The sequence below is a fragment of the Gordonia bronchialis DSM 43247 genome (assembly GCF_000024785.1).
GTDB classification, from domain to species: domain Bacteria; phylum Actinomycetota; class Actinomycetes; order Mycobacteriales; family Mycobacteriaceae; genus Gordonia; species Gordonia bronchialis.
Genome location: NC_013441.1, coordinates 2,999,058 through 3,024,988 on the forward strand (window position 1 = coordinate 2,999,058; position 25,931 = coordinate 3,024,988).

Here is a 25,931-nt window from a genome sequence, read left to right on the forward strand (position 1 = left end):
GCCTGGTCAGACGATCGCTGGTAGTGCGGCCGGGCCGTCGGTCAGGCGGCGGTCGAGGACCGCTTCTTATACCAGATCCAACCGACGGTCACGATGAGCGCACCCACCAGCGACCCGATGATGCCGCTGGGCCGGAAGTTGAGGCCGTCACCGGCCAGCAGGCTGATCAGCAGTCCGCCGACGAATGAACCGACGAGTCCGGCGACGATAGCCAGTCCCCAGTCGATGTTCCACATGTTCTTGCCGCCGACGATGAGCTGGGCAAGTGCACCAATGACCATGCCGAACACGATGATTCCCAAGATGAGCACCAAGCGAGCATAGCGGAGGCCACCTCAGCCGAGGATCCGCCTCGCGAAACCCTCCACATGCGCGCGCAGCGCGTCGATACGCCGTTGACGCACGGCCTCCGGGTTGTCACCGGCGAAGATGGCCGACGGTCGGACGCGGACGTTGGCGCAGCACTGGAAACCGGCACAGAGCAAAGTGCCCACGGTGTCGCCTTTACGTCCGGCGGCACCGGCACGCTTGGCGCTGAAGAAGGTGACCTCGTTGGGCAACTGAACGTCCTCGCAGAACGAGCACTGCGGACGGGTGCGCGGCTGGCGGGCACCCTGGCGCATCATGATGCCGACGAGCCGATCGTCGACCGGCACCACCAGGTAGCCGACGAGTGGGAGTTTGGGATCGCGCCAGCCGAGGAAGTCGAGGTCATCGAAGTCAAGGGACGGGAAATCGGCTGGCAGCGTCAACGCGTTGCGTTCACGCATGGAGGCGTTGACGAGGGATTTGCGGATCTGCGACTCGGTGAGCGCATGCATGGGAGAACTCCTGGGAAATCGTGCGTGTGAAGGGTATGCGAGAGCTGGCGCGGGCCGCCTGATGTGCGTTGCCTGCGCCTGCGGAGCAGCTTGTTCACACGGTGTCGGCGCGCACGCCGACGACCTCCTCACGCCCGATGGGCGTCCTCAGCGTCACGATCACGTCCGCCATGCTGCCGCAATACCGGCGCCGGGACAACCGAATTGAGTGCCGAGGACAGTCGTGTCCGGAACGTTCGTTCTCACGTGCCGCCGAGGGCAATATGCCCTCGGTGTGCACTGAGGACGACCCGTGCGGACACGTCGGTAGTTATCACTGCCCAGCGGCTGGTGACACAACTCCATGGTGGTCGCCAAAGCTGTTGTCTCACTGTCTGCTTCGAGACTCGTCGCGAACGCTCCTCACACCTCAGGGAGCGTTGCTGGGGCAGCGCGGCGTCGGACTCAGCGCTTGCGGCGCTCGCGTTTGTCGCGCACCCGCACGTTGATCCGGACGGGCGAGCCGTCGAAGTTGAACTCTTCACGCAACCGCCGCTCGAGGAAGCGGCGATATCCCGCCTCCAGGAACCCGGTGGTGAACAGCACGAACGTCGGTGGCCGGGTGGCGGCCTGGGTGGCGAACAGCACCCGCGGCTGGCGTCCGCCCCGCAGCGGTGGCGGATTGGCCGCGATCACGTCCTTGAGCCAATTGTTCAGTGGCCCGGTGGAGATCCGCTTGTCCCAGGAGTCGAGCGCGGATTCCAGTGCGGGAACCAGCTTGTGCACCGCTCGGCCCGTGGACGCGGAGATGTTGACGCGTGAGGCCCACGGCACGCGGGCCAGTTCGCGGTCGATCTCCTTGTCGAGCTGATACCGGCGGTCCTCGTCAACGAGGTCCCACTTGTTGAAGGCGATGATCAGCGCCCGGCCGCTGTCGATGATCAGTGACAGCACCCGCAGGTCCTGTTCGGTGATCGGTTCCGAGGCGTCGATCAGCAGGATGGCCACCTCGGCCGCGTCGAGCGCCGCCCGCGTGCGCAGCGACGCGTAGTACTCGTGCCCGCTGGCCGTGCGCACCTTGCGGCGCAATCCGGCGGTGTCGACGAATTGCCAGGTCTTGCCGTCCAATTCGATGAGTTCATCCACCGGGTCGACCGTGGTGCCCGCGACGTTGTCGACCACCGACCGCTCCGCGCCGGCCAACTTGTTCAGCAACGAACTCTTGCCGACATTCGGTTTTCCGACCAGTGCCACGCGCCGGGGGCCACCCAGGGCCGGACCCTCACGCGGGGTCTCGGGCAGCTTCTCGAGGATGACGTCGAGCAGGTCACCGGCGCCACGACCGTGCGCCGCGGACACCGTGAACGGCTCCCCCAGTCCCAGCGACCACAGCGAAGCGGCCTCGGCTTCGAGTCGCTCACTGTCGACCTTGTTGGCGGCAAGGATGACCGGCGTCTTCGAGCGGCGCAGCACACGGGCCACCGCCTCGTCGGTCGCGGTCGCGCCCACTGTCGCGTCGACGACGAGCACGATGGCATCCGCGGTGCGCATGGCGAGTTCGGCCTGCGCCGCCACCGCCTGCTGCAGTCCCTTGGCGTCGGGTTCCCAGCCGCCGGTGTCGACGACGGTGAACCGTCGCCCCGACCAGCTCGCCGCATACGACACACGGTCGCGGGTGACCCCGGGGATGTCCTCGACCACGGCCTCACGACGGCCCAGGATGCGGTTGACCAAAGTGGATTTACCGACGTTGGGCCGTCCGACGATCGCGAGCACCGGCATGTGCTCGACGTCGGCGGCACCGTCGAATCCGTCCGCTTGCCCCAGTTCCCAATCGGATTCGTCCGACCAGGTGCCGTCACCGGGTAGTGCGGCGAGATCGCCGTCCAGATTGTCGGTCACCGCTGAACTCCGATCCGGTCGTTGACGAGCGCCGTCAGCGTGCTGAGCACCTCGTCGATGGACAGGTCACTGGTGTCGACGACGACGGCGTCCGGTGCGGCACGCAACGGCGACACCGCTCGCGTCGAATCGAGATGATCGCGCCGGTTGACACTGGCCAGCACGGCCTCGAAGTCGCTGTCGCGACCGGCTCCCAAATTCTGCTGATGGCGGCGCTGTGCCCGCGCCTGCGGGCTCGCGGTCAGGAAGATCTTCACGTCAGCGTCGGGGAACACCACGGTGCCGATGTCCCGGCCCTCCACCACGACAAAGGCGCCCTCGGCATGCATCCGTTGCAGCGCAACGAGTTTGGTACGAACGGCCGGAACAGCCGACACCGCGGAAACCGCGTCGGTCACCCGGTCGGTACGAATCGGACCGGACACGTCCACCCCGTCGAGATACACGCGGGAGCGTCCGTCTGCGGTGGGGACCAGTTCAATGGTGGCGTCGGCGACTGCGGCCTCGATGCCCCGCGAATCCTCCAGCGAGACATCGGCGTCCAGGACCGCCAGGGTCGCTGCACGGTACATCGCTCCGGTGTCGAGGTAGTGGGCGCCGACCTGCGCGGCCAGCATCTTGGACAGCGTCGACTTGCCGGTCCCGGCGGGGCCGTCGATGGCGACGACCCGTGAATTCTCTTCCACCGGTGCGACATTCGACGACGACTGGGGCGTCGGGGAATCTGTCACAGTCCGACCGCCTTGTACAGCGCGCCGACCTCGTCACGCCCGAGCACACGCAGGCTACCCGGGCGCTGCTCGCCGAGCGCGACCGAACCGACGTGGGTGCGCACGAGCTCGACGACCGGGAACCCGACCTCGTCCATCATGCGGCGCACGATCCGATTCCGGCCCTCGTGCAACGTGATTCGCAGCAGCGACTGCCCCTCGTGCACATCGACGATGGTCAGCTTGTCCACCGCCACGGGTCCGTCGTCGAGTTCGACGCCGTCGCGCAGCATGCGGCTCAGCGAGCGCGGCACCTCTCCCCGCACGGTGGCGAGGTAGGTCTTGGGGACCTCATAGGACGGGTGCATGAGGCGATGCGCGAGCTCCCCGTCGTTGGTGAGCAACAGCAACCCCTCGGTGTCGGCGTCGAGGCGCCCGACGTGGAAGAGTCGCTGGCCGGCCATCACCCGCTCGGCGACGATGTCGCCCACGCAGGGCCGGCCCTGGTCGTCGGCCATGGTCGACTGCCAGCCCCTGGGTTTGTTGAGCGCGAGGTACTGCCGCGTCTCGTCGATGATGACGCGCGCCCCGTCGACGCGGATGATCGCGGTGTCGGGGTCGATGCGCAGTCCCTGCTCCGTGACGATCTCACCGTCGATCTCCACTCGACCGGCCGCGATCATCTCCTCGGCCCCGCGGCGTGATGCGACGCCGGCCTGGGCGAGCACCTTTTGCAGCCGCACACCGTCGGCGACGTAGGTCGCGCCCGAGTCGGCCGGGTCGACCGCGGTCTGATGACGGGCCGGACGGGCGTTGTTCAGGCGTACCCGGCCGGTTTCGACATCCGGCTTCGATGCGGTGCGGCCGCGGCCGGTGTCCTTGGACTGCCCCTTGCGGTGCGTTTTCTTGGGGGATTGTCGCGCAGCGGGTTGGTCGGTGCGCTTCTTCTGGGCTTTTCCGGTCCGCTTGCGGGGTCCCGGTGCGCCGTCTCGGCCAGCGGTTGGCATGTCTCAGTCCTGGGGGTTGATGGATTCTTCCTTCGAGTCTGACGCCTGACGCCCCAGTTTGGCGAATCGCGGATCCGCCAGGAGTTCCTCGTCGAGGTCATCAATGAGGTCGATGTCGGGCAGCAGCGGCGCCAGATCGGGGAGTTCGTCGAGGGAGGCGAGCCCGAGGCGTTCGAGGAACAGTTCGGTGGTCCCATAGGTGGTCGCGGTGGTCTGCGGGTCCGTGCCGACCTCGTTGATGAGGCCCCGGGCCACCAGGGTGCGGATCACGCCGTCCACATTCACCCCCCGGATGGCCGACACACGGGCACGCGAGACCGGCTGGCGGTAGGCGATGACCGCGAGGGTCTCGAGCGCGGCCCGGGTGAGTTTGGAGCGGGCGCCGTCGAGCAGCAGCCGCTCCACGTACGGGGCGTACTCAGCACGGGTGTAGAACCGCCAGCCGTCACCGGCGAATCTGAGATCGATCCCGCTGCCCGATGCCGTCAGGTCCGACGACATGCTGTTGAGCATGTCCTGCACGCGACGCTTGTCCTGGTCGACCGCGGTGGCGAGTTCGTCGGTGGTCGCCGGGGTGTCGACGACGAGCAGAACCGCTTCGAGCGCCGAGCGCAGTGACGCGTCATCGAGGGCGATCTCGTCGTTCTCCTCGTCGACCTCCTCGTCGACGCCGTCGTGCTCCAGCTCGCTCATCGGTGCACACTCCTCATCCGTAGTCCTCTGCCTTGTCGATGTTGACGTCGTCGGCGTCACGGTCTCCGGTCCACGTCACCCGGAGATCGCCGAGCGCCTCCGGCTGATCGAAGGTGATCGCCCGCTGCCGGTACAGCTCGAGCAGCCCCAGGAAGCTCCCAACCACCTCGAGTCCGTTCGCGCAGTCGGCGACGAGATCGGTGAACGACAACCACTGTCCCGGAACGGCACTGAGCAACCCGGCCATCCGTTTCGCCTGCGCCGGTACCGACACCTTGTGGACGTCGTGGAGATGATCGAGGCCGACGGTGGGGACCGGCCGGGGCGTCAGCGCACTGGCCGCGACTTCGACGAAACCGTGGGCGTCGACGCCGAGCGTGACCTCCGGCAACAGGTCCTCGAACTGCTGCTCCAGCGAGACCGCACGCGGATAGCGCTGCAGCGCAGCGGCTTCCAGCTCACCGAACAGCGCGGCCACCTGCTTGTAGGCCCGGTACTGCAGCAGCCGGGCGAACAACAGGTCGCGGGCTTCGAGTAGCGCGAGGTCTTCGGGATCGTCGACCTCACCGGTGGGCAACAGGCGGGCGGCCTTCAGATCGAGGAGGGTGGCGGCCACCACCAGGAACTCGGTGGTCTGCTCGAGAGGTAGTTCGGCACCCATCTCCCGGGTGTAGGCGATGAAATCGTCGGTCACCTCGTGCAGGGCGACCTCGGTCACATCGAGGCGGTGCTGGCTGATCAGGTTGAGCAGCAGATCGAACGGCCCCTCGAAGTTGGGGAGTCGCACCTGGAAGCCGGTCGTGGCCGGGGTCTCGGCTGAGGCGTCGTCGGCCGCGGTGTACTCGTTCGGGGACGCGACGACGCCGCCCTCGTGTTCACCTGAGGAAGGGACCACATCGCCGGTGTCGGCGGCGTTCATGCGCCCTTCGCATCGCGCGCGATGACCTCGCGGGCCAGTGCACGGTAGGCGGCGGCACCGGCCGAACGGGGGGCCCAGGAGGTGATCGGCTCCCCCGCCACGCTGGTCTCCGGGAACCGGACGGTGCGCGAGATGACGGTGTCGAAGACAGCGTCGCCGAAGACCTCCACCACGCGGGCCATCACCTCGCGCGAATGCAGGGTGCGGGCGTCGAACATGGTCACCAGGATGCCGCCGAGTTGCAGACGCGGGTTGAGGCGGTCGCGCACCTTCTCGATGGTGTCGTTGAGCAGCGCCAGACCACGGAGGCTGAAGTACTCGCATTCCATCGGGATCAGCACGGTGTCCGAGCAGGCCAGCGCGTTGACCGTCAGCAGGCCCAGTGACGGCTGGCAGTCGATGAGCACGAAGTCGTAGCGGTCGAGGACGGGGTGCAGGGCGCGGCCGAGGGACTGCTCACGGCCCACCTCGGTGACGAGTTGGATCTCGGCCGCCGACAAATCGATGTTGCTGGGCAACAGATCCAGGCCGTCGACACGGGTCCGCATCAGGACCTCGTCGGTGTCGGTGTGCGGCGGGACGAGCAGGTTGTACACGGTCTGGTCCAGATCGTGGTGGGGCACCCCGAGTCCCGCCGACAGCGCGCCCTGCGGATCGAGATCGACCAGCAGCACACGGCGACCGTATTCGGCGAGCGCGGCCCCCAGGTTGATCGTCGACGTCGTCTTGCCGACGCCGCCCTTCTGGTTGCAGACGGCCACGACGGTGGCCGGTCCGTGCCGATCGAGCGGTGCGGGTTCGGGGATGTCGCGGTACGGGCGACCGGTGGGACCGAGTTCGCTCTGCGTGACATGCTCGGTCTCGTCGGCGTCACGTCCGGGCGAGACCTCGATGCGATATTGGTGATCGGGACGCGGTGAGCTCGGATTCGTCACTCCTGGCCAGCTCCCCTCTTCCCTCGATCTCGCCGTGCGGCGTCTGTCAGCCTAGTGGTTGGCACCGGTCAAGCGTCGGAGCACCGCCGCGACCACGGCACATCGTGTCGCCCGCGCTCACCGTGCCCGCGGGTGGGCGGTCGCATAGACCTCGCGCATCGTGTTGACGGTCACCAGCGTGTACACCTGAGTGGTGGTGACCGAGGCGTGACCAAGCAGTTCCTGCACCACCCGCACGTCCGCGCCGCCGTCGAGCAGATGGGTCGCGAAGCTGTGCCGCAACGTGTGCGGCGACACCGCCTTGTCCAGTCCGGCCCGTTCGGCCGCACTCACCAGCACCTGCCAGGCACTTTGCCGCGACAGCCGCCCGCCGCGGGCGTTGAGGAACAGGGCGGGCGCCGACCGGGTCGCCAGCACGGGTCGCCCACGTACGAGGTAGGCGTCGATGGCGTCGGCGGCCGGCCCACCAACCGGGACGATACGTTCCTTGCCACCCTTGCCCCGCAGCCGGACGGCGCGGGCGGCGGTGTCGAGATCGTCGACGTCGAGCGAGGTTGCCTCTGAGATCCGTGCGCCGCAGCTGTAGAGCAACTCCAGGAGCGCGCGGTCGCGCAGTGCTCGCGGATGGTCACCGGTGCTCGACGCCTCGAGGATCGCCAGCACTTCGTCCACCGGCAGCGACTTGGGCAGCCGGCGCGCCGGGCGCGGCGGACGGACCGCGTGCGCGACGTCGGTCGACACCACCCCCTCGTCCACGGCGAATCCGTGAAACCGCCTGGTGGCCACCAGGGTTCGCGCTATCGAGCTGTCCGCCAGAGGCCGCGAACCGGTCGCCTCGTCACCGCGCCGCAGGGCCACCAGGAACTCGCGGATATCGGACTCGGTGACCTCGGCCAGCCCGCTGATCCCGCGGGCGATCAGATAGTTCTGATACCGCTCCAGATCGCGCCGGTACGACGTGACGGTGTTGTGCGCCGCCCCGCGCTCGACGGTGAGGTGATCGAGGTAGCGCGCCACCGGGGCCGCGATCGGTCCCTCGGGAAACGGATCGGTGATCACGGCCGGCGACGACGGCGCAACGCGGTGGGCTCGTCGGGCCACGGCGCATCCACCGACCGCAGCGCAGTCGTGGATCGATCGGCGGCTGCAGCAGCGAGGATCCCGGCCACACTGGTCGCGTTCACGATCTCGCCGGCCAGGACCTTGGCGACCGCCTCGTCGAAGGCGATCCACTCCACCGACATGTCGGCTTCCTCGTCGGTGCGTTCGGCCGCATCGAGGTGACGCAGATCCTCGGCCAGGTACAGGCGTAGCGCCTCGTCGGTGAATCCCGGAGACAGGTCGAGGTCCACCAGTACCCGCCACGAATCGGCGGCCAGATCGGTCTCCTCGGCCAGTTCGCGTTGCGCGGCCGTCAGCGGATCCTCCGTGTCCCCCTGATCGAGCAGACCGGCGGGGAGTTCGAGCAGCCTGCGGCCGATCGGATGCCGATACTGGCGCACCATCGCGATTCGGCCCTGCTCGTCGCGGGCCAGGATCGCCACCGCGCCGTAGTGCTCGACGACCTCGCGCTCGGCGACGCGCCCGCCGGGCATCTGCACCTTGTCGACGCGCAGGGCCAGGATCGCGCCCTCGTAGACGGTACGGCGCTCGCTCACCGCGAAGTCGTGACTCCCGGCCGGGGTCAAGCGCCCACGCCCTCACCGGAGTCGACGGAGTCGGACTCGGGTACGTCGGCGTCAGCATGCGGATCATAGTCGCCGATATCGACCGGAAGGCGTTCGGCCGCTTTGTATTTCAGCGCCGCACCGATGAACGACCGGAACAACGGGTGTGGCCGCGTCGGCCGGCTCTTGAGTTCGGGATGGGCCTGGGTCGCCACCAGGAACGGGTGGACGGACTTCGGGTACTCGACGAACTCCACCAGATGCCCGTCCGGCGAGGTGCCGGAGAACACCAGCCCGGATGCGGCGATCTTGTCGCGATAGGCGTTGTTGACCTCATAGCGATGACGGTGCCGCTCGGAGACCTCCCGGGTGCCATAGCTCTCGGCCACCACCGATCCCGGCTTGAGCGACGCCGGGTAGGCCCCGAGCCGCATGGTGCCGCCGAGGTCGGCCGCCCCGGCCACGGCATCCTCCTGATCGGCCATCGTGGAGATCACCGGATGCGGGGTGTCGGGATCGAATTCGGTGGAGCTCGCCTCGTCGAGACCCACCGAACGGGCCGCCTCGATGACCACGCACTGCAGACCCAGGCACAAGCCCAGCAGTGGAATCCCGCGTCGCCGTGCGTAATTGATGGCGCCGACCTTGCCCTCGATCCCCCGGATGCCGAAACCACCGGGGATGAGGACGGCGTCGACGTCACTGAGCGCCGCCTGCGCGCCGGCCGGCGACTCACAGTCGTCGGACGGGACCCATCGGATCTCGGTGCGCGCACGCCACGCGAAGCCGCCGGCCCGGATGGCCTCGGTGACAGAGAGATAGGCGTCGGGCAAGTCGACGTACTTGCCGACGAGGGCGACGGTCACGCTCTCGCGCGGGTCGTGGACCCGGTTGAGCAGCTCGCCCCATTCGGTCCAGTCCACGTCGCGGAACGGCAGACCCAGTTTGCGCACCACGTAGGCATCGAGGTGCTCGTTGTGCAACACCTTCGGGATGTCGTAGATCGACGGCGCATCCGGCGTGGAGATCACGCCCTCGATGTCGACGTCGCACATCAGCGCGATCTTCTTCTTGAGCCCCTCGGGGACCTCGCGGTCGCATCGCAGGATCAGCGCGTCCGGCTGGATACCGACGTTGCGCAGCGCCGCGACCGAGTGCTGAGTCGGCTTGGTCTTGAGCTCGCCCGACGGTGCGAGGTAAGGCACCAGCGACACGTGCAGGAAGAAGACATTGTCGCGTCCCACGTCGTGACGGATCTGGCGCGCCGCCTCGATGAACGGCAGCGATTCGATGTCGCCGACGGTGCCGCCGATCTCGGTGATCACGACATCCGGCGTCTCACCGTCGTCGCCCGGCTCACGCATCGCGAGCACCCGGGATTTGAGCTCGTCGGTGATGTGCGGGATCACCTGCACCGTCTCACCGAGGTACTCACCGCGCCGTTCTTTGGCGATGACCGCCGAATACACCTGTCCGGTGGTGACATTCGCCGACTGGGACAGGTTGCGGTCGAGGAAACGTTCGTAGTGACCGACGTCGAGGTCGGTCTCGGCGCCATCGTCGGTGACGAACACCTCACCGTGCTGGAAAGGGTTCATCGTGCCGGGATCGACATTGAGGTAGGGGTCGAGCTTCTGCATCGTGACGCGCAGACCGCGCGAGGTGAGCAGCTGCCCCAGGCTGGAAGCCGTCAGGCCCTTACCCAGTGACGAGGCGACACCGCCCGTGACAAAGATGTGTTTCGTGTCGTGCACATGGCGAAGTGGTCGCAAAACGCGTATCTCCCGTCGGCCGAACCAGGCGCGGATGCCCTGATTACCTACGGGACTCCAGGGTAACACCACTACGCCGATTCACCGTCCGCCACTCCGGACGGACGGTGCCGGCTCCTGTGCCGGGCGGCTACTGCTGCGCCGGGCGGCCGTCGGCGCCGACGGTGATGGCGCTCGCCCCGGCTCCGGTGCCGTAGGCGCCGGTGTGTCCCTTCGACTCCGAGGACAGCACCAGCACGGTGGTGATCCGGCCGGTCTGCTGATCGACGTTGTCGACCGTGGAGACCGCGTTGCCCAGAGCCGGGTCGGAACGCACGACGGCGATCGGTGAGCCGCCCTCGGCCGAGCCACCGCGGCCGACTAGGACACCGCCCTCCCCGCGCGCGGCCATCGCCGCGGCGAAACGTGCGACCACGGATCCCTGGGCGCCCGAGTCCTTCCCGAAGTCCCCACCGGTCACCAGCACCATGAGATCGGCCGGTGTGATCGCGTTGTCGGCGTAGTCGATGAATCCGCCGTCACGCAGCGTCTGCAGACCGGTGGCCCGATCGGAGGCGCGGGCGGGCGCACTGCCGTCACGTCGCAGGATCAGACTGCCGAGCAGATCACCGGTACGGCCACCCGAGTCGGTCAGTTCCGGACGCAGCAGCGTACCCGGCGGAATCGTCTGGTCGACGATGGTGCGCAGCTGCTCGGCCTTCTGGTCGGTGACCAACGTGTCGGTGAGGGCGATCTGACCGGCGAAGCGACCGCCCGCACCGGAGATGGACTCCTTCACCGCGGTCACGTCGGCGTCGGCCGCGTTGGGCGCGGTCACCACCACAACCGATTGTCCGCGAAGCGAATTGGCGATGAGGCGCGGAGCGACCGCCTGATCGAAGCTGTTCGCCGCGTTCAGTTGCTCGTTGAGGTCATCGCGCTGGTTCTCGAGGTCGCCGATACGGTCACGACTGGTTCCGGTGACCGAGTTCATCCGGTCACCGACGAACCCGGAGCCGAGGAACAGTCCCAGCGCCAGGGCCAGGAAGACCGCGACCAGCGAGATGGCGTGTTGGCGAAGTGAGATCATCGACTACCTGTTCCAAACTCCCCGGGCCCACTCGACCAACTGATGCCACTGCGCGACAACCCAATCGGTGACCTCGGGACCGGCGCTCGAGAGCAGCACCGCGGCGATCACGGCAACCAGAGCGGCGAGCACCACACAGGCGATGGCCGCGCCGGACACCCGACTGCGGTAGAGCGTCGCCACGGCCTTCGCATCGACGAGTTTGGGACCGACCTTGAGGCGGGTCAGGAAGGTCGACGGATTGCTCTCCCGCCGGGAGCGGTCGAAGAAGTCGTCGAGTGTCCCGGCATAGCCGACGGTGACGATGAGGTCGGCGCCGTGGTAGTCGGCGAGCAACAGGGCGAGATCGCCGTCCGAGCCGGCCGCCGGGAACGTGGTGGCACCGATCCCGAGATCCTGGATGCGCTCAAGACCGGGAGCATGTCCGTCGGTGTCGGCCGGAAGCACCACCTGCGCACCGCATTTGAGTGTCTGGGTCTTCAGCTCGCTCGGATCGCCGACGATCAGGGCCGGCCGGTAGCCGGCCTTCATCAGCGTCTCGGCGCCGACGCCCACCCCGATGAGCACCGGCGAGTACTCCTTGATGAACGGCTTGAGCGAGCGCAGGTCGGCGACCCGGTCGGGACCATCGGCGACGATGACGACGTGTTTGCCCGCGACATCGACGTCGATGTCGGGGACGCCGACCCCGTCGATCAGCAGCGGGGACTCGCTGCGGATGAACTCGATCGTGTTGCCGGAGAAGGCCTCCAGGTGATCGACCAGGCCGGACTTGGCACCGATCATCATGTCGGCGATCTCGTGTTCGTCGAGTTCGGCGCCGCGTGCCAGGCGCCGGTCGCCGACGAAGAGCCGGTCGTGGTGGACCCTGACCTTGGCGCCGTCCTTGACCCGCTTGAACACCTCCGGCCCGACGTCGTCGAGCAGCACGATGCCGGATGCGACGAGGACCTCCGGACCGAGATTCGGGTAGCGGCCGCTGATCGAACGCGAGGCGTTGACCACGGCCACGACGTTGGCCTGCACCAAGGCATCCGCGGTCACCCGATCCAGGTCCACCTCGTCGAGGATGACGATGTCACCCGGCCCCACCCGGCCGAGGAGCCGCTTGGTGTTCTTGTCGATCCTGGCGATACCGGTGACGCCAGGCAGTTCTTCGGTGTTTCGCGCGAGCAGTGCAGGCATCTTCATGACGGCCATGATTGACCGCGTAGCGGGCCGCCGCGAGGAGGCGCGCCGTAACAGGGGCAACTTTTGTCACATGAGTAACAGCAGTTACGGCGTCGGGGCGGTCACTCCTTCGCCCGTTCCGCCGTCTGCAGCAGTTCCTCGGCATGCGCCTTGCCGGTGTCGGACTCACCGAGTCCGGCGAGCATCCGGGCGAGTTCGGCCACCCGCTCGTCCCGGTCGAGTTCGCGCACGGTGCTGGTGTGTGCGCCCCGCCCGCTGCTCTTGCCGATCACCAGATGGTTGTCGGCGAAGGCCGCCACCTGCGGAAGATGGGTCACGACGATGACCTGATGGGCCCGCGCGAGTCCGGCCAGTCGTTTGCCGATCTCGACCGCGGCGCGCCCGCCGACGCCGGCATCGACCTCGTCGAAGACCATCACCGAACCCGATGTCGGTTCTGCCAGAACGACTTCGAGAGCCAACATCACTCGCGAGAGCTCGCCGCCCGAGGCCGAGGTGGCGATCGGCAGTGGATGGGCGTTCTTGTGCGCGATCAACGCGAACTCGACCCGATCGGCCCCGTCGGCACCCGCGTGGGCGCGCGTCCCGACGACATCGATGCCGAGCCGGTCGTCGGCGCTCGCCGGTTCCGGCGTGACGGCCACGTCGAGTGCGGCATCTCCCATGGCGAGCCCGCGGAGTTCCGCGGACACCTTGTTGGCCATCGAGGTGGCCGACTTGGCACGTACTGCGTGCAGCTTGCCGGCGGCGGCCTCGACGTCAGTGCGCGCCGTGGCTGCGGCGGCCTCGAGTTCCTCGATGGAGCTGCGCGGATCCTCGATCTCGGCGAGTCGAGCCTGCGCCTGCATCCGCCAGGCGATGACACCGTCGATATCGGGTGCGTACTTGCGGACGAGCGCCTTCAACTCGGCCTGCCGGGTGAGCAGCTTGTCGAGTTCCTCGGCATCGGCGGGGAGGTCGGACAGGAAGGCGGTGAGTTCCGCGCCGACGTCGGTGATCACGGTCAGCGCCTCACTGACCCGCGGGACCAGGGCGCGCAGCGTCTCGTCGGCGACGGTCTCCAGGATGTCGCGGACCTGCCCGAGTCCCTCGATGACCGAACGTCCGTCGCCGGCGACCAGATCCTGCGAGGTCGCCGCGGCGGTCCGGATGGACTCCAGATCGGTCAGCCGGCGAATGGTGGCGGCGAGTTCCTCGTCCTCGCCGGGTGCCGGGTCGACGGCCGCGATCTCGTCGATTCCGAAGCGGAGCCGATCAGCCTCCTGGGCGATCTCGCGATAATTGGCGCGACGGGCGTCGAGTTCGTCGAGGATCTCGATCCACGCGTCTCGGGCACGCCGATAGGCGGTGAGAGCCTTGTCCGCACGTGCCCCGGCGAAGGCGTCGAGTGCGGCGCGCTGATGTTCTGGCCGCAGCAGTCGGAGTTGGTCGTTCTGGCCGTGGATGGCCAGTACGGCATTCGTGAGTCGGCCCATCACACCCACGGGCACCGACCGGCCACCGAGATGTGCTCGCGAGCGACCGTCGGCGCCCACCGTGCGCACAGCGATGACGGTGTCATCGTCGTCGAGTTCGGCGCCGGTCGACTCGAGGATCTCGGCCACCACCGAATCCTGTTGTATCCCAGACGTTTGTGTCCCAGCGGCAGCAGAGCCCTGCCCGGGCAAGCGGAAGCGACCCTCGACCACCGCCTTCGGGCTGCCGTTGCGAACGCGATTGGCGTCGGCCCGCGCACCGGACAGCAGGTGCAGGCTGGTCACGATCATCGTCTTACCGGCCCCGGTCTCACCGGTGAGCACGGTGAACCCGGGATGGAACCGGGCCGAGGCGGCCTCGATGACGCCGAGCCCGGAAATGGTCAGTTCTTCGAGCACCCCTACGTCTGCCTCCCCCGCCATCCGGTGACCGGAAGCGCGAATTTGGTGACGAGCCGATCGGCGAACGGATCCGAGTCGATCCGAACCCACTGCACCGACCGCTCGCTGCGGACGACCTCGACGCGGGCACCGGCCGGGACGTCGAGTAACCGCCGGCCGTCGCAGAGAGCGATGGCCGATCGGCCGTTCTTGTCGATCTCGACCGCGATCCGGGACCGCGGACTGGTCACCATGGGTCGCGCGAAGAGTGCGTGCGCATTGCTCGGGACCACCAGGATCGCCTCCAGATCGGGCCACATCACCGGTCCGCCGGCCGAGAACGCGTAGGCGGTGGACCCGGTGGGCGTCGACACCAGCACACCGTCGGCCCCGAACGCCGAGACCGGCCGACCGTCGACCTCGGTGAACAGTTCGAGCACGCCGCTGTTGGTCCGGTTGAGGATGGCGACCTCGTTGAGCGCCCAGCTGCGTGTCGTCGTGTCGGGATCGGCGGGGTCGGTGACCACCACATCGAGCGTCATCCGGGGCTCCACACGATAGTCACCCGAGATCAGCTGGGCCATCACCGCGTCGACGCGATTCGCCTCGGCTTCGGCGAGGAATCCGATGCGCCCCAGGTTGATTCCGAGTACCGGGGCGTCGGCGGGATAGGCCAGTTCGGCGGCCCGCAGGAAGGTCCCGTCACCACCGAGGACGATCACCACCTCGCATCCCGCAGCCGACGCCGAGTCGGCGGTCGTCACATCCACCGCGGCGCCGATCTCACGCAGGTGATCCGGGTCGACGGGGTGATTCTCGGCGGTGGGGGTCTTGCCGGGCAGGTGGTCGGGCGGATCGGCGTAGGAGTGGGCGCGCGCACCGTCTTTGGTGTCGTGGTCGACTACCCGCAGTTTGATGCCGGCTTCGGCGCAGTGTCGTGCGATGGCATCGATCGTCGTCGTGACGATCTCGCGCCCGGTGTGGGCGACCACCAAGAACTCGCGGCCGCCGGTGGGTTCGGCTACCGACTCGTCGGCCACTCTGGTCCCCTTCTCACTCGGCGGATGCGGCCGCTGGCCGACGATCAGGACGGGCCGTCGTCGACGGCTCGCTCGATCAGTGATCGCAGGTCGACCCTATCGCCCCCACCCGACGCTCCGCCGGGCTGGTGATGCAGCCAGAGGAAGTACTCCACATTGCCCGACGGTCCGGGCAACGGGCTGGCGACCACCCCGCAGGGCATCAGATCCACTTCGGCCGCCTGACGTGCGACGTTGTGGACGGCTTCGGCACGCAGCGCCGGATCACGGACCACGCCACCGGAACCGACCCGATCCTTGCCGACCTCGAACTGCGGTTTGACCATCGGAACGAGGTCAGCGCCCGGCCGGGAGCAGCGCGCCAGCGCGGGCAGCACCAGGCCCAATGAGATGAACGAGAGGTCGGCGACGACCACGTCGACCGGCCCGCCGATCTCGTCGGGTTCGAGATGACGCACGTTGGTGCGGTCGTGGATCTCGACGCGGTCGTCGTTCTGCAGTCGCCAGATGAGTTGTCCGTAGCCGACATCCACGGCCACCACACGCGCCGCGCCGCGCCGCAACAGGACGTCGGTGAATCCGCCTGTCGAGGCACCCGCGTCGAGGCAGCGTCGGCCGGCGACTTCGAGTCCCGCCGGTTCGAAGGCGTCGAGGGCGCCGATGAGTTTGTGCGCACCGCGTGATGCCCAATCCTCACCCTGTTCTTCGACGACGAGCACCGGGGTGTCGCGGGTGACGTTGGTCGCCGGTTTGGTGGCGACGACTCCGTTCACCTTGACCACCCCGGAGTCGACGAGGTGGCGAGCATGCTCGCGCGAGCGCGCCAGGCCGCGACGGACCAGTTCGGCGTCGAGTCGCGCCCGGGTGGCCATTTTCGCGCCCCGGCGTCAGCGACGATCGACCGCGTCCAGGGCGGCCGTCAGCGCGTCATGAGCCTGTTCGAGCAACGCGGTCTGGTGTTCGAGCGCACGCAGATCGAAGGTGTCCCCGACCTCGTGGCGAACCGAGTCGACCTGTTGCAGAAGGTCTTCCACTTCCGAGCGAATGGCAGCGGTGGCGCCTTCGGTGTCGACGTCGACGAACTCGTCGGTGGTCTCGAACTGTCGGCGCGGCATCCCCGCCGGCGACGGACCGGGGGTCGGGCGACTGGCTTCTGGTGAATCGGTCATCGTCAGCAAAACTAGCTCGGAATGCCCAGGACGGCGAGCCGTTCCTGGGTTGCGGCATCACCGGCGGCGACCGAAAGCGTGTCGACATCCACATCGGTGCCGTCGATTGCCGCCCAGATGGCGTGCACGACCGCGGGGACCATCGACACCGCGGCGGCATCGTCGTCGGGGGTCACCACGACACGCGAGTCGAAGACCTCGACGTTCCAGCCGGGCTGCGGCCCGACCCGGACGCTTTCGGGGTCGTCGAACAGTCCGGCGAGGTCGTCGATGACGTAGGTGGGACGCTGTTCGGGAGGCGCAATGAGCAGATCGGGCACCGTGCTCACACCCGTGAGCACCAGCGCGCTGTCGATCCCGACGGCGTGCGCTCCCTCGATGTCGGTATCCAGCCGGTCACCGACGACCAACGGTGTGCGTGCGCGGGACCGGGCGATGGCGTCGGCCATCAGGGGCGCGGCCGGCTTGCCTGCGACGATGGGCTCGGCGCCGGTCGCGTTGCGCACGGCTGCGACCATCGACCCGTTGCCGACCAGCAGGCCTCGCTCGGAGGGCAGCGTGGCGTCGACGTTGGTGGCGATCCACAGTGCTCCCGCGCGGATGGCGAGTGCGGCTTCGGAGAGCTGGGCCCAGCCGGTCTCCGGGGAGTGTCCCTGGATTACTGCCGCGGGCCGGTCATCGGCACTGCGCGTCACCCCGATCCCGGCTTCCCGCACCTCCTGGGCGAGCCCATCGGTCCCGATCACCAGAGCGCGAGAACCCGGCTCGAGGTGCTCGGAGAGCAACCGCGCCGCGGATTGGGCGCTGGTGACCACGAGATCCGGAGTCGCGTCGAATCCGAGATCGGTCAGGTGGGCGGCCACCTCGGCCGGACGGCGACTCGCGTTGTTGGTCACGAAGAACCGGGCTGTCGAGGTACGCGCCAGGGAGTCCACGGCATGGGGCAACGCACGATGCCCGGCAAAGACGGTGCCGTCGAGATCGAGCAGGAGGGCGTCGTAGGAGTCTGCGAGAGTTCGACGACGCTTCGGAGGTGTGCTGTCCACGGGAACTGCGGTGCTCTCGACAGCGGTGCTCTCGACCGGAACAGCGGCGTCATGGACGACAGGCGCGGACCCCTCGGCGAGAGGGGCAGAGATCTCAGCAGGAAGCACAGTGCGGTCGGTGGCAAGCGTGCTGGTCTCGACTGGAACCGCGGCGCTGTCGGCGGAAGGCTCGCTGGTCTCCACCGGTACCGCGCCGCTCTCCGCGGCGGGTGCGGTGCCTTCGGTCTCGGTCTCGTTCTCTGTGCTGTCCGCGGGAGCAGCAGTGCCTTCGGCGATATCGGTGAGCCGGAACTCAGCGTCGGTGACGTCGTCGACGTCGGCGGCGGCAGCGTTCATGAACCAGGTGACGGCATCGTCGGTGCGGCCGGCGGCCTCGAGCGCCGAGGCGTATGCGTAGAAGAGCCGGGCGGGCATCGTCCCGGTCTGACCCGGTCGCAGATCCTCGGCCTGCAGGGTCACAATCGCCTTTTCGGCGTCGCCCAGATCCATGCGCGCGCCGGCCTCGACGATGCGCATCTCGGTTGCCTCGTCACCGGTCAGGGCGCGACCGTCGTCACCTCGCGCGATCTCGATCGCGCGTTCCGGCCGGCCGAGTCCGCGCTCGGCGTCGGCGATCAGCGGAAGAAGCGCGGAGTTCCCGGTGATCCGACGCGCGGCCCGGAGTTCGGTGATCGCTTCCTGCCACTCGCCCGCGGTATAGGCCGCGACGCCGACGGTCTCCCGGACCACGCCGACGCGGGACGCGCGACCACGTGCGGCACGCGCGTGCTCGAGAGCCAGAAGTGGATTCTCGTCGAGAAGCCGCGACACCATCACCAGATGCCGGGCAACACTGTCGGCATTAGCCTTGTCGAGAGTCAACAGGTCGCGTCGGACCTCACCCTCGAGATCGGACGCCGCCACGTCGTCAGGAATCACCGGACCCGGCGGACGCTCGCGGTCTCGGCGTCCCCGCCCGCGTGAGTCCGGACGTCCTCGATCACGATCACTCATGCTTCCTCACCCTATGCCGTCGGATCCGTCGAAGATCAAGAACATAAAGAAAGGCCCCGTATTCGATATGAACATATCGAATACGGGGCCTTCTCAAGTTGTGTTCGGCGGTGTCCTACTCTCCCACACTGATTAGGGTGCAGTACCATTGGCGCTGGAGGGCTTAGCTTCCGGGTTCGGAATGGGACCGGGCGTTTCCCCTCCGCTATGGCCGCCGTAACTCTGTGAAATTATCCCGCTCCCACCCACCAGCACATCGCTTAGGGGGTGGGGGTGCGTGCAATTTCAGAAGTACATAGTGGATGCGAACACTTGATGTAAAAAGTGTTGTGGTAAGTCCTCGGCCGATTAGTACCAGTCACCTGAACCTATTACTAGGCGTACAGTTCTGGCCTATCAACCCCATGGTCTGTAGGGGGCCTTAACCACTCAAGGTGGTGAGAAACCTCATCTTGGAACAGGCTTCCCGCTTAGATGCTTTCAGCGGTTATCCCTTCCGAACGTAGCTAACCAGCAGTGCCCCTGGCGGGACAACTGGCACACCAGAGGTTCGTCCGTCCCGGTCCTCTCGTACTAGGGACAGGTTTCCTCAAGTTTCTAACGCGCGCGGCGGATAGAGACCGAACTGTCTCACGACGTTCTAAACCCAGCTCGCGTGCCGCTTTAATGGGCGAACAGCCCAACCCTTGGGACCTACTCCAGCCCCAGGATGCGACGAGCCGACATCGAGGTGCCAAACCATCCCGTCGATATGGACTCTTGGGGAAGATCAGCCTGTTATCCCCGGGGTACCTTTTATCCGTTGAGCGACACCGCTTCCACTTGCCGGTGCCGGATCACTAGTCCCGACTTTCGTCCCTGCTCGACATGTACGTCTCACAGTCAAGCTCCCTTGTGCACTTACACTCAACACCTGATTGCCAACCAGGCTGAGGGAACCTTTGGGCGCCTCCGTTACATTTTAGGAGGCAACCGCCCCAGTTAAACTACCCACCAGGCACTGTCCCTGAACCCGATCAGGGTCCGAGGTTAGAAGTCCAATACGATCAGAGTGGTATTTCAACAACGACTCCATGAACACTGGCGTGCCCACTTCACAGTCTCCCACCTATCCTACACAAACCGAACCGAACACCAATACCAAGCTATAGTGAAGGTCCCGGGGTCTTTTCGTCCTGCCGCGCGTAACGAGCATCTTTACTCGTACTGCAATTTCGCCGAGTCTGTGGTTGAGACAGCAGAGAAGTCGTTACGCCATTCGTGCAGGTCGGAACTTACCCGACAAGGAATTTCGCTACCTTAGGATGGTTATAGTTACCACCGCCGTTTACTGGGGCTTAAATTCTCAGCTTCGCACCCCGAAGGGCACTAACCGGTCCTCTTAACCTTCCAGCACCGGGCAGGCGTCAGTCCGTATACATCGTCTTACGACTTCGCACGGACCTGTGTTTTTAGTAAACAGTCGCTTCTCTCTGGTCTCTGCGACCCACACCAGCTCAGACCGCAAGGGCCGTCACCAGAATGGGTCCCCCTTCTCCCGAAGTTACGGGGGCATTTTGCCGAGTTCCTTAACCACAGTTCTCTCGATCGCCTTAGTATTCTCTACCTGACCACCTGTGTTGGTTTGGGGTACGGGCCGTGTACCAACTCACTAGAGGCTTTTCTCGGCAGCATAGGATCATGGAATTCGCCGCAACGGCTACGCATCACCTCTCAGGCTTCATGCTGTGCGGATTTACCTACACAACGCCCTACAGGCTTACACCAGTACAACCACTCACTGGCCCCACTACCTTCCTGCGTCACCCCATCGCTTGCCTACTACCAGCCGAGGTCCCACGCAGCCCCATCCGGTCACCCGAAGGTGATCCATCCGGTTTTGGGTGGTTAGTACAACTGATTCAGCATGGGCGCGGATACACGGGTACGGGAATATCAACCCGTTGTCCATCGACTACGCCTGTCGGCCTCGCCTTAGGTCCCGACTCACCCTGGGCGGATTAGCCTGGCCCAGGAACCCTTGGTCATTCGGCGGCAGAGTTTCTCACTCTGCTTTCGCTACTCATGCCTGCATTCTCACTCCCACACCCTCCACACCTCGTTCACACGGGCGCTTCCACGGATGCAGGACGCTCCCCTACCCACCCACACACCTAGCCCACAACCCGTAGATCATGGGCGGGCTTATGTGAGTGCCGCGGCTTCGGCGGTGTACTTGAGCCCCGCTACATTGTCGGCGCAGGATCACTTGACCAGTGAGCTATTACGCACTCTTTCAAGGGTGGCTGCTTCTAAGCCAACCTCCTGGTTGTCTTCGCGACCCCACATCCTTTTCCACTTAGTACACGCTTAGGGGCCTTAGCCGGCGATCTGGGCTGTTTCCCTCTCGACTACGAACCTTATCGCCCGCAGTCTCACTGCCACGCTCTCACTTACCGGCATTCGGAGTTTGGCTGACGTCAGTAACCTAGTAGGGCCCATCGGCCATCCAGTAGCTCTACCTCCGGCAAGAAACACGCAACGCTGCACCTAAATGCATTTCGGGGAGAACCAGCTATCACGGAGTTTGATTGGCCTTTCACCCCTACCCACAACTCATCCCCTCCATTTTCAACTGAAGTGGGTTCGGGCCTCCACGACGTCTTACCGACGCTTCACCCTGGCCATGGGTAGATCACTCCGCTTCGGGTCTAGACCCAGCGACTCAACGCCCTATTCAGACTCGCTTTCGCTACGGCTACCCCACACGGGTTAACCTCGCCACCGAGCACTAACTCGCAGGCTCATTCTTCAAAAGGCACGCCATCACCCACCAGCCACCAAAGACTGCACAGGCTCTGACGGATTGTAAGCGTCCGGTTTCAGGTACTATTTCACTCCCCTCCCGGGGTACTTTTCACCTTTCCCTCACGGTACTAGTCCGCTATCGGTCACCAGGAAGTATTCAGGCTTACCGGGTGGTCCCGGCAGATTCACAGCAGATTCCACGAGCCCGCTGCTACTTGGGAGAACATCACGCAAGACCGCATGCTTTCAGCTACCGGACTCTCACCGTCTACGGCAGACCATTCCAGGCCACTTCACCTAACACACGATTTTCTCACTCACGCTTCCACAGGCAGATGGAAGAAGATGAACCCCACAACCCCACACACACAACCCCTACCCGGTCTCACATGCGCATGGTTTAGCCTCCTCCGCTTTCGCTCGCCACTACTCACGGAATCACAATTGTTTTCTCTTCCTATGGGTACTGAGATGTTTCACTTCCCCACGTTCCCCCCACACCAGCTATACATTCACTGGGTGGTAACACGACATCACTCGTGCTGGGTTTCCCCATTCGGACACCCTCGGATCACAGCTCGTTTGACAACTCCCCGAGGACTATCGCGGCCTACCACGTCCTTCATCGGCTCCTGGTACCAAGGCATCCACCGAACGCCCTAAAACACTTACAACAACACCTACACAAAACCCCCAACACACAGCTGAGGACCAAATGTAGACATCACCAAAAAATCAAAACATTTTGCTATCTCTCGAAATCACGAGAAATAAAGATGCTCGCATCCACTATGCACTTCTCAAACAACACACACCAGCCACCCACACACCCCTCCACACCCCACCACAGGACGCATCAACAGAGCAGCGCAATGACCAGCCCAGAAGAAACACCGCGTGTTCCCTCAGAACCCCGATAGTGTGCGATGAACACGCCGGCCTCACAGCCAACAATGATCGATACCGGCAGGCATAACACCCCACCGAACACGACCCGTCTGATGTTTCACCCTTGAGCTCCCCGTGCAGCACACTCGGCCACAAACAGGACTCCATGAAGGCCGAAACCCCCATGCATAATGCTCCTTAGAAAGGAGGTGATCCAGCCGCACCTTCCGGTACGGCTACCTTGTTACGACTTCGTCCCAATCGCCGATCCCACCTTCGACAGCTCCCTCCCACAGGGGGTTAGGCCACCGGCTTCGGGTGTTACCGACTTTCATGACGTGACGGGCGGTGTGTACAAGGCCCGGGAACGTATTCACCGCAGCGTTGCTGATCTGCGATTACTAGCGACTCCGACTTCACGGGGTCGAGTTGCAGACCCCGATCCGAACTGAGACCGGCTTTAAGGGATTCGCTCCACCTCACGGTATCGCAGCCCTCTGTACCGGCCATTGTAGCATGTGTGAAGCCCTGGACATAAGGGGCATGATGACTTGACGTCATCCCCACCTTCCTCCGAGTTGACCCCGGCAGTCTCCTGCAAGTCCCCGGCATAACCCGCTGGCAATACAGGACAAGGGTTGCGCTCGTTGCGGGACTTAACCCAACATCTCACGACACGAGCTGACGACAGCCATGCACCACCTGTACACCAACCACAAGGGAACGACTATCTCTAGCCGCGTCTGGTGTATGTCAAACCCAGGTAAGGTTCTTCGCGTTGCATCGAATTAATCCACATGCTCCGCCGCTTGTGCGGGCCCCCGTCAATTCCTTTGAGTTTTAGCCTTGCGGCCGTACTCCCCAGGCGGGGTACTTAATGCGTTAGCTACGGCACGGAACTCGTGAAATGAGCCCCACACCTAGTACCCACCGTTTACGGCGTGGACTACCAGGGTATCTAATCCTGTTCGCTACCCACGCTTTCGCTCCTCAGCGTCAGTTACTACCCAGAGACCCGCCTTCGCCACCGGTGTTCCTCCTGATATCTGCGCATTTCACCGCTACACCAGGAATTCCAGTCTCCCCTGTAGTACTCAAGTCTGCCCGTATCGCCTGCACGCCTACAGTTAAGCTGCAGAATTTCACAGACGACGCGACAAACCGCCTACGAGCTCTTTACGCCCAGTAATTCCGGACAACGCTCGCACCCTACGTATTACCGCGGCTGCTGGCACGTAGTTGGCCGGTGCTTCTTCTCCAGGTACCGTCACTCACGCTTCGTCCCTGGTGAAAGAGGTTTACAACCCGAAGGCCGTCATCCCTCACGCGGCGTCGCTGCATCAGGCTTGCGCCCATTGTGCAATATTCCCCACTGCTGCCTCCCGTAGGAGTCTGGGCCGTGTCTCAGTCCCAGTGTGGCCGATCACCCTCTCAGGTCGGCTACCCGTCGTCGCCTTGGTAGGCCATTACCCCACCAACAAGCTGATAGGCCGCGGGCCCATCCCCAACCGCAAAAGCTTTCCACCAAACACCATGCGATGTAAGGTCATATCCGGTATTAGACCCAGTTTCCCAGGCTTATCCCAAAGTCAGGGGCAGATCACCCACGTGTTACTCACCCGTTCGCCACTCGAGTACCCAGCAAGCTGGGCCTTTCCGTTCGACTTGCATGTGTTAAGCACGCCGCCAGCGTTCGTCCTGAGCCAGGATCAAACTCTCCATGAAAAAACATCGAAACAAACCCACCAACCACAAAAGCCAGCAGAAGTTTCAACACAATCAGGAAAGAAAAACCTGACCAATCCAAAAACTAGCAACACCCACCCCATCGGAGCAGATGCCACAAAATAAATCATCATCCATCCAAAAACACTTGGACACACAATGCCAAACAAATGGCATCAAACAATTCATCGTCACACTATCGAGTTCTCAAAGAACACACACCCACCAGCCGTTGTCCGGTCAAGGACCCGTCTCCGGTGAGCTCTCCCTGAGCGCGACGAGTCGCACTCATGTTCTCGGGAGTGGCCACACATGAGCGGCCCGAGCCTCGTGGCTCGGACACCTTTGCTTCCCCGGTCCGTCCTGGCCCCGGGGGAGTTGCTCTCTGCGGTGCATCGATTAAGTTACACAGGCGAGAACAACGCGTCAAATCGCCTGGTCAGCTCGTTATCCGCGCGCCGGCAAAGCTCTTCTTGCCCCGTCGGACCACCAACCACCGTCCGTGCAGCAATGAATCGTCCGTCGGGGTCCAGTCGGGGTCCTCGATCTTCACGTTGTTCACATACGCACCACCCTCGGCGACGGCCCGGCGCGCTGCCTTGTTGCTGTCCGAGAGTCCCGTGTCGACCAGGAGCCGCACGATGGTCGGCGGCTCGCCGGTGTATTCGGCGACGGTGGTCTCGCCGACCGCCGCTGCCAAGGTCTGTTCGTCGAGCGCGTCGAGCTCCGCGCGCCCGAACAGAGCCTGACTGGCCAGTTCCACCGCTGCGGTGTTCGCTTCCCCATGAATCAGCGTCGTCATCTCCGCGGCGAGCGCCTTCTGCGCCTTACGCAGGTGTGGCGTCTCCTCGGTCGCACGCTCGAGCGCGTCGATCTCCTCGCGCCCGAGGAAGGTGAACCACTTCAGGTACCGCACCACGTCGGCGTCAGCGGTGTTCACGAAGTACTGGTACCAGGCATAAGGGCTGGTCAGTTCCGGATCGAGCCAGAGGCTGCCGCCACCGGTGGACTTCCCGAACTTCTTTCCGTCCGACGACGTCACCAGCGGAACGGTGAACCCGTGGACGGTGGCGCCCTCGACGCGGCGCGTCAGATCGACACCGCTCACGATGTTCCCCCACTGATCGGACCCGCCCACCTGCAGCGCACAGTCGTAGCGCCGGTGCAGTTGCAGGAAGTCGTGGGACTGGAGCAGCACGTAACTGAACTCGGTATAGCTGATGCCGTCGGTCTCGAGCCGCCGTCGCACCAGATCGCGTCCGAGCAGCACATTCATCGAGAAGTGCTTGCCGAGATCCCGGAGGAACTCGATCACGGTGAGCTCGCGGGTCCATTCCATGTTGTTGACCAGAACCGCCCCGGTCGGCGAGTCGTCGATGGTGACGAACCGTCGTAGTTGCGCGTCGATCCGCGCGGCCCAGTCGGCGACGGTGTCCGCGGAGTTCATGGTGCGTTCGCCGACATCACGCGGGTCACCGATCAGCCCCGTCGCGCCGCCGGCGAGGACGATCGGCCGGTGACCGGCCAGTTGGAACCGACGCAGGGTCAGCAGCGGGACGAGATGACCCGCATGCAGACTGGCTGCCGTCGGGTCGAACCCCGCATAGAGGGTGGTCGGCCCCCCGGCGAGCCGGGCGCGTAGCGCGTCCAGGTCGGTGGACTGTGCGATCAGTCCCCGCCATTGCAGTTCGTCGACGATGTCGCCGGAACCTGCAGCTGGCGTGGTCTCGGGATTGGCATGCTCGGCACTCACGACTCCGAT

Annotated in this window: 19 protein-coding genes and 3 rRNA genes; all 22 read right to left on the reverse strand. The window is 65.2% G+C overall.

Annotated features, from left to right (window positions below; all coding sequences use genetic code 11):
- Nucleotides 1–41: 41 nt before the first annotated feature.
- Nucleotides 42–311 carry a GlsB/YeaQ/YmgE family stress response membrane protein gene (locus GBRO_RS13965; protein WP_012834544.1) on the reverse strand — a complete coding sequence of 90 codons (270 nt, stop codon included), beginning with the start codon at nt 309–311 and terminating at the stop codon, nt 42–44.
- 24 nt (nt 312–335) lie between these two features.
- The gene (locus GBRO_RS13970) at nt 336–821 is read right to left on the reverse strand and encodes an FBP domain-containing protein (RefSeq protein WP_012834545.1); all 486 of its coding nucleotides are present in this window, start codon (nt 819–821) and stop codon (nt 336–338) included.
- 444 nt (nt 822–1,265) lie between these two features.
- Nucleotides 1,266–2,702, reverse strand: coding sequence for a ribosome biogenesis GTPase Der (gene der, locus GBRO_RS13975; RefSeq protein ID WP_012834546.1), 1,437 nt, complete (start codon nt 2,700–2,702; stop codon nt 1,266–1,268).
- On the reverse strand, nt 2,699–3,433 hold the full coding sequence (cmk, locus tag GBRO_RS13980; RefSeq protein ID WP_012834547.1) for a (d)CMP kinase: 735 nt from the start codon (nt 3,431–3,433) through the stop codon (nt 2,699–2,701). The genes der and cmk overlap by 4 nt, the downstream gene beginning before the upstream one ends.
- Nucleotides 3,430–4,419: a pseudouridine synthase gene (locus tag GBRO_RS13985; RefSeq protein ID WP_012834548.1), complete on the reverse strand. Its 990-nt coding sequence runs from the start codon at nt 4,417–4,419 to the stop codon at nt 3,430–3,432. The genes cmk and GBRO_RS13985 overlap by 4 nt, the downstream gene beginning before the upstream one ends.
- A gap of 3 nt (nt 4,420–4,422) precedes the next feature.
- Nucleotides 4,423–5,112, reverse strand: a complete 690-nt coding sequence (gene scpB / locus GBRO_RS13990) for an SMC-Scp complex subunit ScpB (RefSeq protein ID WP_012834549.1) — start codon at nt 5,110–5,112, stop codon at nt 4,423–4,425.
- Nucleotides 5,113–5,125: 13 nt separating this feature from the next.
- Complete coding sequence (locus GBRO_RS13995) at nt 5,126–6,031, reverse strand: segregation and condensation protein A (RefSeq protein ID WP_012834550.1); 906 nt, start codon at nt 6,029–6,031, stop codon at nt 5,126–5,128.
- The gene (locus tag GBRO_RS14000) at nt 6,028–6,966 is read right to left on the reverse strand and encodes a ParA family protein (RefSeq protein ID WP_012834551.1); all 939 of its coding nucleotides are present in this window, start codon (nt 6,964–6,966) and stop codon (nt 6,028–6,030) included. The genes GBRO_RS13995 and GBRO_RS14000 overlap by 4 nt, the downstream gene beginning before the upstream one ends.
- Nucleotides 6,967–7,083: 117 nt before the next feature.
- Nucleotides 7,084–8,025: a site-specific tyrosine recombinase XerD gene (gene xerD, locus GBRO_RS14005; RefSeq protein WP_012834552.1), complete on the reverse strand. Its 942-nt coding sequence runs from the start codon at nt 8,023–8,025 to the stop codon at nt 7,084–7,086.
- Nucleotides 8,022–8,654 carry an NUDIX domain-containing protein gene (locus GBRO_RS14010; RefSeq protein ID WP_012834553.1) on the reverse strand — a complete coding sequence of 211 codons (633 nt, stop codon included), beginning with the start codon at nt 8,652–8,654 and terminating at the stop codon, nt 8,022–8,024. The genes xerD and GBRO_RS14010 overlap by 4 nt, the downstream gene beginning before the upstream one ends.
- The gene (locus GBRO_RS14015) at nt 8,651–10,405 is read right to left on the reverse strand and encodes a CTP synthase (RefSeq protein ID WP_172491663.1); all 1,755 of its coding nucleotides are present in this window, start codon (nt 10,403–10,405) and stop codon (nt 8,651–8,653) included. The genes GBRO_RS14010 and GBRO_RS14015 overlap by 4 nt, the downstream gene beginning before the upstream one ends.
- A 130-nt stretch (nt 10,406–10,535) precedes the next feature.
- Entirely contained in the window at nt 10,536–11,474 is a 939-nt protein-coding gene (locus tag GBRO_RS14020) for a copper transporter (RefSeq protein ID WP_012834555.1), read from the reverse strand.
- Between the two features lie 3 nt (nt 11,475–11,477).
- A complete protein-coding gene (gene steA / locus GBRO_RS14025; protein WP_041920536.1) occupies nt 11,478–12,665 on the reverse strand; it encodes a putative cytokinetic ring protein SteA in 1,188 nt (395 codons plus the stop codon).
- Between the two features lie 101 nt (nt 12,666–12,766).
- Entirely contained in the window at nt 12,767–14,539 is a 1,773-nt protein-coding gene (gene recN, locus GBRO_RS14030) for a DNA repair protein RecN (RefSeq protein WP_012834557.1), read from the reverse strand.
- Between the two features lie 2 nt (nt 14,540–14,541).
- The gene (locus GBRO_RS14035) at nt 14,542–15,561 is read right to left on the reverse strand and encodes an NAD kinase (RefSeq protein ID WP_012834558.1); all 1,020 of its coding nucleotides are present in this window, start codon (nt 15,559–15,561) and stop codon (nt 14,542–14,544) included.
- A gap of 44 nt (nt 15,562–15,605) precedes the next feature.
- Nucleotides 15,606–16,433, reverse strand: coding sequence for a TlyA family RNA methyltransferase (locus GBRO_RS14040; protein ID WP_012834559.1), 828 nt, complete (start codon nt 16,431–16,433; stop codon nt 15,606–15,608).
- A 15-nt stretch (nt 16,434–16,448) separates the two neighbouring features.
- Nucleotides 16,449–16,730 carry a hypothetical protein gene (locus GBRO_RS14045; protein ID WP_041920537.1) on the reverse strand — a complete coding sequence of 94 codons (282 nt, stop codon included), beginning with the start codon at nt 16,728–16,730 and terminating at the stop codon, nt 16,449–16,451.
- 11 nt (nt 16,731–16,741) lie between these two features.
- Nucleotides 16,742–18,769, reverse strand: a complete 2,028-nt coding sequence (locus GBRO_RS14050; protein WP_012834561.1) for an HAD-IIA family hydrolase — start codon at nt 18,767–18,769, stop codon at nt 16,742–16,744.
- Between the two features lie 102 nt (nt 18,770–18,871).
- A 5S ribosomal RNA gene (gene rrf / locus GBRO_RS14055) occupies nt 18,872–18,988 on the reverse strand.
- A gap of 109 nt (nt 18,989–19,097) precedes the next feature.
- A 23S ribosomal RNA gene (locus tag GBRO_RS14060) occupies nt 19,098–22,230 on the reverse strand.
- A 416-nt stretch (nt 22,231–22,646) separates the two neighbouring features.
- Nucleotides 22,647–24,169, reverse strand: a 16S ribosomal RNA gene (locus GBRO_RS14065).
- The 16S, 23S and 5S rRNA genes sit together here, the layout of an rRNA operon.
- 439 nt (nt 24,170–24,608) lie before the next feature.
- Nucleotides 24,609–25,922: a tyrosine--tRNA ligase gene (gene tyrS / locus GBRO_RS14070; protein WP_012834562.1), complete on the reverse strand. Its 1,314-nt coding sequence runs from the start codon at nt 25,920–25,922 to the stop codon at nt 24,609–24,611.
- Nucleotides 25,923–25,931: the final 9 nt, after the last annotated feature.